Source organism: Aquibacillus sediminis (genome assembly GCF_005870085.1).
Classification (GTDB): Bacteria; Bacillota; Bacilli; order Bacillales; family Amphibacillaceae; genus Aquibacillus_E; species Aquibacillus_E sediminis.
Map to the genome: position 1 here is coordinate 35,636 of NZ_SZNM01000012.1, position 13,655 is coordinate 49,290.

The window sequence follows — 13,655 nt, forward strand, 5'->3', positions numbered from 1 at the left end:
CTATCCGACTGTTACCCTGCCTTTTGCGCTGATTTCTTCGTTGTTTTTGAAACTTCTACATCTCCCTCATGGTTTGGAACAAATACTAGGATCGAGATTAAGGACAAGGCCGCAAAAATGACATTGACAATAATTCCGACAGTTGCAGAAACATGAACAGAACTTACCATAGCAACCGTACTATAAACAGTAGCTGAAATAGCTACACCAAAAGCGTTTCCTAGAGAACTCGCCATTTTGTAAATCCCGGAAGCTTCCCCTACTTTATCATCTGGCGACGCAGAAACAGCTGTATCTGTTGAAGGCGTTGCATACATTCCTAGACCTAAACCAAATAACATGAAACCAATAATGACCATAACCGTATACATCAAGTTTGGTAAGAACGTTAGACCCATTAATGCTACCCCGATTAAAGTAGCTAGTGCTCCCCAGACCATTGGTTTTTTAGCACCAACACGTTGCATGAGTTTTTCCCCGATACGAATCATAATAAGGATAACGACTAAATAACCAATCGATAACAATCCAGATTGAAACGAAGAAAAACCGCGTCCTACTTGTACATACGTATTCGCAACAATTAACGTACCTGCAACTGCATTTAATAGGAAATTCGAAATTGTCGCCCCTGTATATGGCTTGTTTTTAAATAAATTAAAGTCAATTAGTGCATTTTTTCGTTTACCTTCATAACGAACAAAGACAATCACACCGACAACAGATATAGCAGCTAACGAAAGCGATGCAACACTTGTCCACCCAAAGTCTGCTCCTTGCGTAATCAAGATGTTAATCGCAAGCATCGTTACAATAAAGATTGCTAAACCACCAAAATCAAATTTAAATTTACCAGTCACTTTCGCTTTACTTTCAGGCACTTCACGAATGAGCCACATTCCTAATAAAGCGAAAATAATTGAAAAGACGAAAATCCATTTCCAACCCATTGACGTTGCAATAGCACCACCGGCAAAGGAAGTAAGACCAGATCCTCCCCATGAACCAATTGACCAATAGCTTAGTGCACGCTGTCTTTCCGCACCTTCAAAGTATTCTTTCATTAAGGCAATTGTTGCTGGCATAACAAATGCAGCTGATAGTCCTTGTAAGACACGGCCAATAATTAATAGTGGCGCACCTTGGGCTAACACAAGTGCTAATGAACCGATCACACTTAAAATCAAACCAATATTGGTAAATTTCTTCCTTCCAATTCTATCCGCTAATCCACCAGCAACCACGATAAATAGCCCTGAAAATAGAGATGTTAAACTAATCGCGATATTTAACACACCTAATTCAACACCTAAATCTTCTTGAACTGCTGGAACAATGTTTACCATTGCTTGGGCAAATAACCAAAACGTAATAACACCAAATACAATACCAGTAATCATCTTATTTGTACCCTTATAAGCTGTAGCTTCCATTTTCATCCTCCTCTACTTTGTTCAATAGTTAACAAACTTAACTATAACCTTATTTTACTTATATTTTAGATTAGGAATAAGCTATTATTTCACTTCATCGCTAACTACTTTGTCACTATTTTTCATTTCATAATTTACGGGTGAAAAATAAACCGTTATTTTTTTACAAAAAAAATTGTGGACTGGAGGTTTTAAAAGTGAGACAACATGTACTTCTAACACAAAAACGCATCAATGTTATTACACATTGATGCGTTTGATTGCTAATTGCCGAAAATCATCGATTCATTTTTCGAATATCAAAGAAATGAATGGCATTAAGGGATAAATAGGAGTAGAACGACCATTCCGTATCAAACGTCATATCAAACAACTCTAAAGATGGTCGGCTCGTTTGAATGATGTATTGGATTACTTCCTCATCCATGCCATGTTCACTATTCAAGTCCCACCATTTTTTATATAGTGCACCATTATCCTTATCAAAAATTCGTTTTCGAACTTGATAGTTACCAGGTTCAAGATTTGTGAGAGTGACATGGAGATCTTTGTTTAACTTCTTCAAAAAGGTTTCTTCTGTTGAATAGTAAGGATTGACATAATTACAATTCAACAAAATAAGCTGATAGCCCCTATCATTTCTCGTCATCACATATTGTTCTCCTATTGTGATAATCTCACCGTTCATATTTTTCAAAAATTGCATCGCAAAGTAAGCTGGTCTTTTTCCATTGAACTAATGATAAAGCTCCATCCCTTCTAGAGGGATTTCATTATTCTTTCCTTTTTTCTCATGCTGTTCCGTGTTGATCCAAAAACCTAGCGACTCTACATCACTTGCTATTTCTAATGCATTTCTAAATACTAATGCGCCGCGGAAGAACGTCCCATTTGTAAATCGAGTATTGCCAGTAAGTGTGTTCCAGCTAATCAGATGAACAGGTTTTTCCATCTGATGCTTTCTTAAGAACTTTTTTAACTTCTCTGTTTTTTCCTTCATATAGTTTGCAGCATAGGCAAAAGGTTCATCATCAAGGTTTTTAAAATCGATCACATCGTTTTGATTGGCCTCATAACCAACGAAGTCAACTGATACATCACTGTCCACCATCCATTGATGATGCTGACTTGTGCGTTCTTCTTCAAACGAAAATGGCAAAAATAGTCCTACTTGAAAGGAAGGTAAGATTTGCTTTAGGATTTTATATAACTTTTTATAAACCCTGCACATTTCTTTTTCGCTTACCGCCGTTACAAAAGGTTCATAGAACATAAAATACCATGACTTTAGAAAGGTACTTCCATAAACATTTAAGCAATGGTTCAAAAATAACTCTAATTCCTTGAAATAATGCTCCTCATCTTCTGAAATTTCTCGGAAATCCACCCGTACAAATAAGGAAAAACCATGTTTATGGATAAAGTTCAATGCAAAATCTGCATTATAGTAAGGCGAAGTTGAAGCAATAATTTCATCCGTTTCGGTGTGGGGAATAATGGTATTACCATGAATCAGTCTAGATACCCCAACATAGTCAAGACCGATATCTTTCCTTGCCATTAATAGTTGAGATCTCACGCCTTCTTTTAGAGCTTCTCTCAATTCACCAATCCAAAGATTATGCCATGGACGAACAATTTTATTGGATTCGGTCTGCGATACATCAATTGTTAATTCCTCTGACAGCCACTCGGTATTATCGTAGGATTCGGTGATTTCCTCTTCAAGGAAAATCCGTAATTTTTCTACGATTTCTCGTGGTTTGATATCTTGACTGTCATCATCATATCGGTAAACTTTCACTTTATCTTCTTGCTTATGCTGATGGTCTTTTCGATACGTTTTGGGTGTTTGCTGATAAGTATCTTTAAATAATTTCGCAAAGGACTTGGCACTTGGAAACCCATTATTCATTGCGATCCGCTCAATCGTGTTTGAGGTGTAGAGCAAATCTTTAACCGCGTGTTCCAGCCTTACTTTCATTAAAAACCGAGTAAATCCAATCTCCATATTATCTTTAAAATATCTAGATAAATACCCCGCAGAAAGGTAAAATTTGCTTGCAGTTTCTTCTAATGTGATTGGCTCGTTATAGTTTTCTTCTATAAAGGTAATGATTTGCGTTAACCGGTGGTCATTTATATTAATGTTTGCCAGCCTACTTGATTTTTGTTTAAACCTTCGAATTAAAATAAGTAAAATTCGATTAATAAAGGAAAGAATTTCTATTCTATAACTATCATCTTTTCGATAGTAGGAGATCAGTGTCTCCGCTAGCAATTTTCGTATTGTTTTCACTAGCTGTTCCCGTCCTACGTCGACTTCTTTCGAATAACATTCAAACCGACTATTACGATAGGCGGTGTAATTTCGAACCATATAGTCGTCTTCAATCGTAATAATTAACACTCTATTATGATCGCTACCACTAATCTGATAAAGCTCATTTCGATTAATGATTAGTAAGTCCTTCTCTTCCAAAGAGTAATAATGGCTATTGGTTTCCACAACTATTTCCCCAGCTATAACCATAACCAATTGAAGCCCACGATTTAACTTTGGCGCTAAAAACTTAATTTCCTGTAAACTAATCGTAAAATCATTCATTTGTGGCATAAACCATCCTCTTCCTCATGTGGGACACGGGGACAGGGGGCTTGTCCCACTTTTCGTTTTAATATGTCCAGTTTAAAAGATTCCCCCAGGGCTTGGGAGCTGGGACCTGCCCGCTCTCTCGTCACTAATTTACCAGGCGGGACAGAGAACCTGTCCCACTGTCCCGCTCTATTATACAACATAGTTGGGACACGGGGACAGGGCACTTGTCCCACTGTGGGTGGGACAGAGGCCCTGTCCCCGTGTCCCTACTTTTGGTTACCGCTGACAAAGTTTTGGATGAATTCGATTTGTTCTTCATTTGGCGTTGTTTTTCGTATTTCTTTAAATTTCGTCATCGCTTTTTCAAATGAATCTTCATCGCCGACAATATCCCCAATAGTTAGTAACTCATCGAAAAAACTCCACATGTCTTCATGTGTCTTGGGAGTTTGATGACCTGTGACATAGTAGTTCACTTCGTACTTTCTTATTTTATCGATTAGAAGGCGCAGTTCGTTCAGGTCGTAACTCCACTCACCACTATAAAAATCTTGATAAATACAATCTCCGAGAAACATAATCTTTTCTTCTGAAATATAAATTATCGATGAATCTGGCGCATGGACTCCTCCAACATGCTCAATCACACAAGTAATGCCACCTAAATCAATCTCCATTCGATCATTAAATGTTACGTCTGGCGATTTCAACTCCAAATCATCACGAACAGGCAGTTCGCGCTTTATCATATCCCTACAAAATTCAATTTCTTCACCAGTTTCGACACGCTTATCTAATGAAGCATCATCCCACTGAAGAGTTTTCATATAATCAATTTGCTTCTTCGTATCTTCATGACTGATCGTTACAAAATCCATCGTTTTGATACCAAAAATATGATCCCAATGCCAATGGGTGATGACTAAAAAATTCACCGGTGCTATATCGATCTGTTTCACCAAATGAAGAAAATCTCTTGCATGTGCAGGTGAATTACCAGCATCCACAATCAAGCTATACGTATCCCCACAAACTACCCCTAATGTGGGCCGATCTGTTTCTGAATAATGGGGCAGATAACGGACCCTGTTTGTCAATTTTTCCAACATAAAAAGACCTACTTTCTTATTTTTAACTAAAGATACACTTATCTTTTGTAGAACATCTTACAAATTGTACCATTTACTTACCTACTACGCATGAATCGTATATTAGAACTCCTCTTAGCGTTGCGCGCACTTGTTCAACTCGCCCCCACAGTCATTATGCCTCACTAGCTATAAAAATAATATTCGACGACTTTAAGCTGAATAATCAAGCAGCTTATAACCACTTAATGATAACAAAATCATTTTACAGCATGTCGATTATTGCTTATACTGAATTTTATAATAATTATTGGGAATGAGGCTTGCATTATGAAGATGGATTACGTTCCACTAAGAGAAAAAAGTATTATTCTTATTGGATTTATGGGGGTTGGGAAAACAACAATTGGAAAATCGGTCGCCAAAAAATTATTTAGAGATTTTATTGACACCGATCAAGAAATTGAAGATGCATTTCAAATGCCTCCCACCAAAATTTTCCAAACCTACGGTGAAAAGGCGTTTCGACAAAAAGAGAAGGAAATCATTACAAACCTTTGTAATCAACGGCTAAAAATCATTTCTGTAGGTGGTGGCGCGTTTTTACAAGAAGAAATTAGACAAGTTTGCTTATCCAAATGTATTGTGATTTACCTTGATTTATCATGGGAATTTTGGAAAGAAAGAGCCAATATTCTCATCGAAAGCCGCCCTGTTCTGCAAGGAAAAAATAGCGAAGACATGAAAAAACTTTTCGATGAACGTTCGCCAATCTATGAAGAACATCATTCAAAAGTAGTGACGGACCACCTCGATGTAGAAGAAGTTTCTGACTTTTTGGTTGATTCACTTAAAACAGCATGGGATATTTATGAGCCGAATCATTAATTCAGGAGGCTCCCATCCATAAAGTGAGATTTATATCAGTGGGGGGTCTTCATCCCCCGACTGATTGTTAGTTGGTTAGAATCGGACATTCACTGGCATCCCGCCACACCACTAATTTCCCTGGTAGATTGAAGTGGGGGCTTACTGCCAGGTACGTGTGATACCCGTATAGATCACCTCTATGACTTTGCATTAAGAGATCGAATAAACAGTTTATCAAAACTTTGCAGATTAAAGATTGCGATGCAAAAGGTTCATCGTACTTTTTAGTTCAGTAGCTGCCACTTGCCCTGGTGCAGAAGCCTTTTTTGCTGCCCCAAACGTTAAAGCTGAACCAAAAACTTCGCCTGCCAAACGGCTAATCACGCCTTTACCAGACATCGACATCGTAATAATTGGCCTATCCGCATATTGCTCGTTCATTTCTCTTGTTGCATCTAATAATGTCAATACATCAGCAGTATTTGTTGGCATAACTGCAATTTTCGGTAAGTCGCCTCCTAATTCCTGCGCTTTTCGCAATCTAGATACAATTTCCTCCTTTTCTGGCGTTTTGTTAAAGTCATGATTGGAAATAATAACAAACACATTATTTTCATGTGCTGATTCAATCAATTCTTTTACATCGGTTTCACCCTGAAACAGTTCTACGTCAATCATGTCAATTTTCCCTGTTTCTACCATTTCCCTGTTCAATTTCACATAATGTTGAGCAGATAGTGCTTTCTCTCCACCCTCTTTAGAACTACGGAAAGTAAAGATCAGCGGTGTTTGCGGTAATAGCTGGCGTATCTCCTTTAGTGCTTCTTTTACCTTTGTAATATCTTCTACATATTCAAAAAAATCAACACGCCATTCTACAACATCGAATTCTAACGTTTTTAGAAAAGTAGCTTCCTCGATTAATTGTTGAACCGTTTTACCAACCATTGGAATACAAACCTTTGGTATTCCTTCACCAATATGGACATCTCTAACTTTTACTGGCTTAATCATTCTACGCTTCTCCTTGTGAGTTATTTTTAAGATATACCAATAACTGCAATGTTTTCTATCATTATGATATATTTGTCTTTACTTCTTCAACTCTATTGCTTCATACTACCAAACATTGAAAAACGAATTCGATAAAATGATATTGGAATGCAGGGAATTGAGAAGCTCTTCATAACTAGAAACATCGCTAACTTCTAAAAAAATTAGACAAAGAGTATAAAGCTGAATCCTTTGGTGAGATTGACCAATGCTTCCATTTTCCTCTCCAAAGATCATTAGATTGTAATAAAAATCGCATTCGATTTACCGATAGAAAAAGGGATCCGCACATCAAAAAGACAACTGTCCTTTTGGAATGCCTGATCCCTTAAACGTAATACTTTTTATTTAGCGTCTGCCAGCGCTTGTTCTGCTAAGTCAAAGAATTCAACAACGTGAATCGATACACCTGAGATTGCGTCCGTATGTCCTTCATCACTTGAATACTCAATTGCAGTTGGATCTTGGACTTCTAATAGGTATTCTTCCGCTAGTTCTGCTTGCTCGTGCCATCTTGCTTGGGCATCACCATTTTCTACCATTCCATATTCACCATTAGCTGAGACGGTATCTTTGTCATCTCCGCCATCTTCATGAACACCATTCCAGTCAGCGGCAACAATATTACCATTGATGACAGTTAGAGAAGCCGTATACTTCCAGCCGCTATCACCGAAATCCGCTTCTTCTGCATAATAGCCACCATCGGCGTAAGGACCTTTCTCTACAGGGCCATTTGCTAACGCTTGTTCTGCTAAATCAAAAAATTCTACCACGTGAATCGATACACCTGAGATTGCATCGGTATGTCCCTCATCACTTGTGTACTCAATTGCAGTCGGGTCTTGAATTTCTAATAAGTATTCTTCTGCTAGTTCTGCCTGCTCGTGCCACCTTGCTTGGGCATCACCATTTTCTACCATTCCATATTCACCATTAGCTGAGACGGTATCTTTATCATCCCCACCAGCTATATTTGCTCCATTCCAGTCAGCGGAAACGATTTCACCAGATTCTACTTCTAAAGTAGCAGTATATTTCCAACCACTGTCACTAAACCCATCTTCTTGCGCAAAGTAAATGCCATCTTCATAATTACCAACTTCTAAATCACTCGCTGGTTCTTCTGAGTTGGTTGCTGGTTCTTCTGTATCATTTGTTGGTTCTGTTCCACTCGCTTCATTATCAGACCCACAACCAGTGATCAAAAATAAAGAAACAATTCCTGCTAAAACTAAAGTCAACCATTTTTTCATACTCATTTTCCTCCTCAACATATAACATTAAAGTTTGTTAATTACTTCACATAGATTGTATAACAATAAGATTAATAGGTCTACAAATTGTTTATTATTTCACAATCTTTTCAAATTGTTATCCATTTTTTTCATATTTTCGTTGACAACTATTATATAACAGTATAACGGGAAAGGGTACGATTTATGTGGATTCAACGATTTCCTGCAGGCTTGTGTCCTTACGACAACTCCCTTTTCCAATATGTGAAAACAGGCACAAAAATGTGAAGTAATAAACATTTGAAGTGACTAAAAGGAGGAGAGAGATATTGAATACTGGGACAAAGGGACAGGGCACTTGTCCCAGTCATCTACTAGATGGTGGGACAGAGTACCTGTCCCTTTGTCCCGGTTGAATGTGGGACAGTAAACCTGTCCCCATGTCCCACTATTTTGTTGGGCTTGGTGCGTTTACTAGTGGTGTGCCGTATTTGAAATAGGAGTCTGGAAGTGGTGCTCCATAGAATATGATTGCTTCTTCTACTTGGTCTTCTGTCCATCGTACTGGTTTCCAATCCGGGTCAAAGATGAGATAACCAGAATCACCAAATAGTTCAATGCGATTACCGCCTGGTTCAAACACATACATACACATTGCTTGGGATACGCCATGTTTTAATGGACCTGCTTCAATTTTAATACCATTTTCTGTTAGGATTTCCGATAAATCATGTAAATGTTGAGGAAACCCGTACCAAAACGCAATGTGATGGAGTCTTCCTAATCCTTGTTCAGCTGTTCCTTGGTCCCCCATGAAAGCAAGTTCGTGAACCAATGGACTAACACTTAACCATGATCCGATTTCAGATCCATCATTTTTTACTACATGCTCTCTTAAGTTAAATCCTAGTTCATCTAACATGAAGTTTTTGTTATTAGTTACATTACTAGATAACAAATTAACATGGTCAATTCGGCGAACCGGCACCCCTTTGGTTGGACGTTTTTGTGGGCGATTATTCAAAATCGAAAATTCACTCTCTGTTGGTTGAAAATATTCTACATCCCAAAGGATTTCCATATTATGATTATCCGGAGTGACGAACTGATAGGCATCACCATGACCAAGATCACCGTCAATCCAGCCCTTTCCAGCACCAGACTGTTCAAGATCTTTCACCCGGCGATGGAGGGCGTTTTTTGAACTAGCTCTCCAACTGACATGACCTAAACCTGGTTGGTCTCTTTCTGTTACTTTTAAGGAATGATGGTAATGGTCTTCGTAAGAACGAAGGTAGACGGACTGTCCTTCTCTTGCCGTTTCCGACATACCTAGTATTTCTTTGAAAAACCATAGCGTTCCGTCTGGATCTGGCGTGAACATCTCCACGTGAGCTAACTGCGCAACATCAAACTTCTTTAATTCTTTTTCCATTAAAAATCCCTCCTATTTTTTTAAAACAGCTTTATTGTTAACGCTTACAAATAAGCGTTCATTCACAGTGTGAAAAATATAAAAAAGAGAAGAAACCACCAGTTGTAAATTTTACCGAATTGCCCTTAATCGACAAGGCTGATTTTCCCTTATACAGAATTAAATTCCAAAAATTCGGAAATTTTAAATCAGAAGGAGAACCAATGATAGATTCCCCTCTTGCCTTTTACCTTCCTAAGTTCTTAGCACTTACTCCACCAATTGCCCAATGCGTCTTTGGAACTTCCGTTACGACGACACGGACATTTTCTTTTGGAGCTTCTAACGATTGACTAACTGTTTCTGTCACATTTTCCATCAATCTATCAATTTTTTCTTGAGATCGTCCTTCAATAATTTGAATATTCACAAGTGGCATAGCTATCCCCTCTCTTCGTGTCTAAGTTTACGAACGGACAGAAAACGAAACTTCTCCGAGCCCCCCATACTTAGCGTAAACATAGTCACCAGGTTCTAGTCGAACTGCAGATGTGATCCCACCAGATAGGATTGGCTGTCCGGCTTTTACCTTTTCTCCTTTTTCACTTAGCATATTGGCAAGTCTTGCAATTGCATTAGCTGGATGACCTAATACCGCAGCACCTGCTCCTAACGATCTTATCTCGCCATTAATAGTCAAGGTAACGCCTACGACATCAAGTTCTAATGATTCGGGTTTCTTTAACGACCTTCCAAACACAGCACCAGCTGCCGATGTATTATCTGCTACTACATCTGGTAGGGTAAAATTAAAGTTTTCATACCGACTATCGATAATCTCAATGGCTGGAAAAACATATTCTGTCGCCCTCATGACATCAAATGCTGTCACATTCGGCCCTTGAAGATCGCGAGACAACACAAATCCTATCTCCGGTTCTACTTTTGGATGGATATAATCGGTGATCGTGATGGCATCCCCTTCATTAACGATCATGTCATCAAACACATATCCATAAATTGGATTATCCACATTCATTTGTTTCATTTTCGCTTCACTTGTAATGCCCATTTTTGGTCCAACTATTTTTTGGCCTTCTGCTATTTTTTGGCTGATTAATTCTTGTTGGACGAGATATGCTTCTTCAATAGATAGATCCGAATATAATTCACCCGTGATCTTAGTAATTTCCCGTTTTTCTTTTTCTGCAAGATGGACATAATCAGCCAACTGTTTGATCAATTTTTTATCCATGTATCTCCCACCTAGCTCATTAGAGTTTCACTGTTACATTCGTTAGTTCGGAATAAAAATCAAAGCTATGCATACCACCTTCACGACCTATCCCGCTGTGCTTCATGCCACCGAATGGCGTGCGTAGATCGCGCAAGAACCACGTATTGACCCAAACCATCCCTGCTTCAATTTGTGCCGATAATCTTGTGGCGCGCTTGATATCGGAAGTCCACAAGCTAGCACTTAATCCATAGTGCGTATCATTTACTTGTTCAAGCACTTCTTCTTCTGTGTCAAAAGGAACAACCGTTACAACCGGTCCAAAGATTTCCTCACGCACACATCTTGACTCTCTTCCTAAGTCCGTGATAATCGTCGGCTCGACGAAAAATCCCTTTTCCATATCACTTGCCTTTCCACCTGTTAAGAATGTACCTCCTTCTTCCTTAGCAATATCTAAGTAGCTGAGTACTTTTTGGTAATGTTCTTTACTCACTAATGCCCCAACATTCGTTGTCTCATCAAATGGGTCGCCTACTTTTAATGCTTTTGTTTTCTCCACAAACCGTTCTAGAAATTGATCATAAATCGAGCGTTCAACATAAATTCTCGAACCACAAAGACACACTTCCCCTTGATTAATGAAGCTAGATTTCATCGTCGTTTCGATCACATCATCCAAGTCCGCATCCGCAAATATGATGTTTGGATTTTTGCCACCAAGCTCAAACGATAATTTCTTTAACGTTGGTGCTGCCGACTGCATAATGGCACTCCCCGTAATGGTTTCCCCTGTGAAAGCAATCGCGTCCACCTGCTCATGAGACGTAATAGCTGCTCCCGTTTCGCCAAATCCGTGTACCATATTGACGACGCCATCAGGCACTCCCGCTTCCGTACAAATTTCAGCTAAAATGGTAGCTGTCATTGGTGTTTCTTCTGACGGCTTCATGACGACGGCATTTCCTGCAGCTAGTGCGGGCGCAAGTTTCCATGTCATTAGTAATAATGGTAGATTCCACGGGTTGATGAGCCCAACCACACCTGTCGGACGACGAACAGCATAATGAATTGCAATATCATCTTGCTGGTAAGATTCGGTTCCAACTGAAGTCATATAATCGGCAAAGAAATGGAAATTATAGGCGGCACGCTCAATATCAATTTTATTGGATAACCACAACGGCTTCCCCGTATCTAACGTTTCTAGTGTCGCTAATTCCGATTTTCTTTCTAAAATTAAGTCACCAATTTTACGAACAATAGCGGAACGTTGTCTTATTGGCATGTCCCCCCATTCACCTTTCAGAGCTTTTCTTGCAGCTGTTACTGCTTGATCAACTTCCTGTTTGCCTCCTTGGGCTACAACACCTAAAACCTCTTCCGTTGCTGGGTTGATATTTTCAAATGTTTGCCCATTCTTTGATGGGACATAGTTGCCATTAATATAATGGGAACAATCTATTGGTTTTACGTCTTGTTTCATTTTGGTAGTCTGCATGACTAAATCCTCCTTTTCCCATTGTTCATGTCGTATCGTACAATTACCCTTGTTTCGGTACACTTTCATTATAATTTTCTTAGATTTTAAAAAAAGGCCACAGTTCCTCTATATGCAACAAATCAAAAATTAATTGAATAAATTTTCTAAAAATTATTAAGAAAGCGTTATCAAAAGGTTATTTATGTGCTATGGTTACTTAATAGATAATGTTCCTATATGTAGAACCAAAAAGTTTAGGGGGAGGTGTTTTTATCGCAAACAATAAGAGCAAACCACAAACTCTTTCTTCTGTTAGCAATGCACTACGAATTCTAAAAAGCTTCTCAACATTTGAACCAACCAAAAAGGTGAGTGAGCTTTCTGAATCATTAGGCCTTGCCAAAAGTACAGTTAGTCGACTGCTTTCCACACTTGCTAGTGAAGGATTTGTGATCAAAGATGATAAAACTGGGGCGTATCGATTAGGCATGTATGTCCTAACCCTTGGTGGAATTGTAACGAACAATTTGGAAATCCATAAAGAAGCAGCTCCGGTTCTTTATAAATTAGTAAACGATACTGGGGAAACGGCACACTTGGCGGTCATGGATGGATTAGACACGATTTACATTCATAAGGAAGAATGTAATAATCCAGTTCGTATCTTAACCCATTTAGGAAGAAGGAATCCCTCTTACTGTACTAGTTCAGGCAAGGTATTGCTTGCTTTTAACGAAACGAACGCCGTGGAAGAATTAATTGATCGTCGGTTAGTTGCCCATACCGAAAATAGTATTACCAACCCTAATCAATTAAGACAAGAACTGGAAACCATTCGTAGGCAAAACTATGCGGTAAGTACGGAAGAATTAACAGAAGGTACGAAATCTGTCGCAGCACCAATACGGGATTATACCGGAAAAGTCGTCTGCGCAATTACCGTTGTAGGACCCATTCAGCGAATGAAGGATCATAAAATTCCGGAATTCGCCAAGAAGGTTATTGCAGCTGCCAAAGATGCCTCAGAGCGACTGGGCTATGATGAACGGTACTTTAAGCACCGCTAATGTTAGTATTACGAAAACGACAAAGGGGTAGCTGGTATGGTGGTATTGGTAGAGCTACTGCACAGCTACATCATTCGTAAACTGGTTCACTAAAACATGTTGATGGTGGAGTATATACAGATTAAGAAAGATGCATTTAAAGGTGCCTAGCACCTTTAAATGCATCTCCACTG

General features: G+C 38.8%; 12 protein-coding genes. 2 read left to right on the top strand and 10 right to left on the bottom strand.

Translation table 11 applies throughout. The features are described 5' to 3' along the window. Positions 1 to 11: 11 nt before the first annotated feature. The 4 genes from FCI53_RS12400 to FCI53_RS12410 form a co-directional block, all read right to left on the bottom strand. A complete protein-coding gene (locus FCI53_RS12400; RefSeq protein WP_138419334.1) occupies positions 12 to 1,433 on the bottom strand; it encodes an MFS transporter in 1,422 nt (473 codons plus the stop codon). Between the two features lie 277 nt (positions 1,434 to 1,710). Further along, on the bottom strand, positions 1,711 to 2,085 hold the full coding sequence (locus FCI53_RS21900) for a hypothetical protein (protein ID WP_246050096.1): 375 nt from the start codon (positions 2,083 to 2,085) through the stop codon (positions 1,711 to 1,713). Positions 2,086 to 2,169: 84 nt separating this feature from the next. Beyond that, positions 2,170 to 4,050, bottom strand: coding sequence for a helix-turn-helix transcriptional regulator (locus tag FCI53_RS12405; protein WP_246050097.1), 1,881 nt, complete (start codon positions 4,048 to 4,050; stop codon positions 2,170 to 2,172). A 248-nt stretch (positions 4,051 to 4,298) separates the two neighbouring features. Further along, entirely contained in the window at positions 4,299 to 5,141 is an 843-nt protein-coding gene (locus FCI53_RS12410; RefSeq protein ID WP_138419336.1) for an MBL fold metallo-hydrolase, read from the bottom strand. A gap of 309 nt (positions 5,142 to 5,450) precedes the next feature. Between FCI53_RS12410 and FCI53_RS12415 the strand changes: the two genes are divergently transcribed. Next, positions 5,451 to 6,008 (top strand): shikimate kinase, encoded by a 558-nt coding sequence (locus FCI53_RS12415; protein ID WP_425457178.1) that lies wholly within the window; start codon positions 5,451 to 5,453, stop codon positions 6,006 to 6,008. A 231-nt stretch (positions 6,009 to 6,239) separates the two neighbouring features. Here the strand turns inward: FCI53_RS12415 and aroD are convergent, their stop codons facing one another. The 6 genes from aroD to FCI53_RS12445 all read right to left on the bottom strand — a co-directional run bounded on the left by aroD (position 6,240) and on the right by FCI53_RS12445 (position 12,433). Further along, positions 6,240 to 7,004 (bottom strand): type I 3-dehydroquinate dehydratase, encoded by a 765-nt coding sequence (gene aroD / locus FCI53_RS12420; RefSeq protein ID WP_138419338.1) that lies wholly within the window; start codon positions 7,002 to 7,004, stop codon positions 6,240 to 6,242. 383 nt (positions 7,005 to 7,387) lie between these two features. Then, positions 7,388 to 8,299 (bottom strand): FMN-binding protein, encoded by a 912-nt coding sequence (locus FCI53_RS12425; protein WP_138419340.1) that lies wholly within the window; start codon positions 8,297 to 8,299, stop codon positions 7,388 to 7,390. A 430-nt stretch (positions 8,300 to 8,729) separates the two neighbouring features. Next, positions 8,730 to 9,716, bottom strand: coding sequence for a catechol 2,3-dioxygenase (locus FCI53_RS12430; protein ID WP_138419342.1), 987 nt, complete (start codon positions 9,714 to 9,716; stop codon positions 8,730 to 8,732). 226 nt (positions 9,717 to 9,942) lie between these two features. After that, on the bottom strand, positions 9,943 to 10,134 hold the full coding sequence (locus FCI53_RS12435; RefSeq protein WP_138419344.1) for a 4-oxalocrotonate tautomerase: 192 nt from the start codon (positions 10,132 to 10,134) through the stop codon (positions 9,943 to 9,945). A gap of 27 nt (positions 10,135 to 10,161) precedes the next feature. Further along, positions 10,162 to 10,950, bottom strand: coding sequence for a 2-keto-4-pentenoate hydratase (locus tag FCI53_RS12440; RefSeq protein ID WP_138419346.1), 789 nt, complete (start codon positions 10,948 to 10,950; stop codon positions 10,162 to 10,164). A gap of 19 nt (positions 10,951 to 10,969) precedes the next feature. Next, on the bottom strand, positions 10,970 to 12,433 hold the full coding sequence (locus FCI53_RS12445) for an aldehyde dehydrogenase (protein WP_138419348.1): 1,464 nt from the start codon (positions 12,431 to 12,433) through the stop codon (positions 10,970 to 10,972). A 209-nt stretch (positions 12,434 to 12,642) separates the two neighbouring features. On the opposite strand from FCI53_RS12445, the gene FCI53_RS12450 reads away from it, so the two are divergent. Further along, on the top strand, positions 12,643 to 13,482 hold the full coding sequence (locus FCI53_RS12450; protein WP_138419350.1) for an IclR family transcriptional regulator: 840 nt from the start codon (positions 12,643 to 12,645) through the stop codon (positions 13,480 to 13,482). Positions 13,483 to 13,655: the final 173 nt, after the last annotated feature.

Coding starts and splice junctions, on each gene's coding strand:
- FCI53_RS12400 (WP_138419334.1), bottom strand. CDS start 1,433: ATGGAAGCTACAGCTTATAAGGGTACAAATAAGATGATTACTGGTATT.
- FCI53_RS12405 (WP_246050097.1), bottom strand. CDS start 4,050: ATGCCACAAATGAATGATTTTACGATTAGTTTACAGGAAATTAAGTTT.
- FCI53_RS12410 (WP_138419336.1), bottom strand. CDS start 5,141: ATGTTGGAAAAATTGACAAACAGGGTCCGTTATCTGCCCCATTATTCA.
- FCI53_RS12415 (WP_425457178.1), top strand. CDS start 5,451: ATGAAGATGGATTACGTTCCACTAAGAGAAAAAAGTATTATTCTTATT.
- aroD (WP_138419338.1), bottom strand. CDS start 7,004: ATGATTAAGCCAGTAAAAGTTAGAGATGTCCATATTGGTGAAGGAATA.
- FCI53_RS12425 (WP_138419340.1), bottom strand. CDS start 8,299: ATGAAAAAATGGTTGACTTTAGTTTTAGCAGGAATTGTTTCTTTATTT.
- FCI53_RS12430 (WP_138419342.1), bottom strand. CDS start 9,716: ATGGAAAAAGAATTAAAGAAGTTTGATGTTGCGCAGTTAGCTCACGTG.
- FCI53_RS12435 (WP_138419344.1), bottom strand. CDS start 10,134: ATGCCACTTGTGAATATTCAAATTATTGAAGGACGATCTCAAGAAAAA.
- FCI53_RS12440 (WP_138419346.1), bottom strand. CDS start 10,950: ATGGATAAAAAATTGATCAAACAGTTGGCTGATTATGTCCATCTTGCA.
- FCI53_RS12445 (WP_138419348.1), bottom strand. CDS start 12,433: ATGCAGACTACCAAAATGAAACAAGACGTAAAACCAATAGATTGTTCC.
- FCI53_RS12450 (WP_138419350.1), top strand. CDS start 12,643: ATGTTCCTATATGTAGAACCAAAAAGTTTAGGGGGAGGTGTTTTTATC.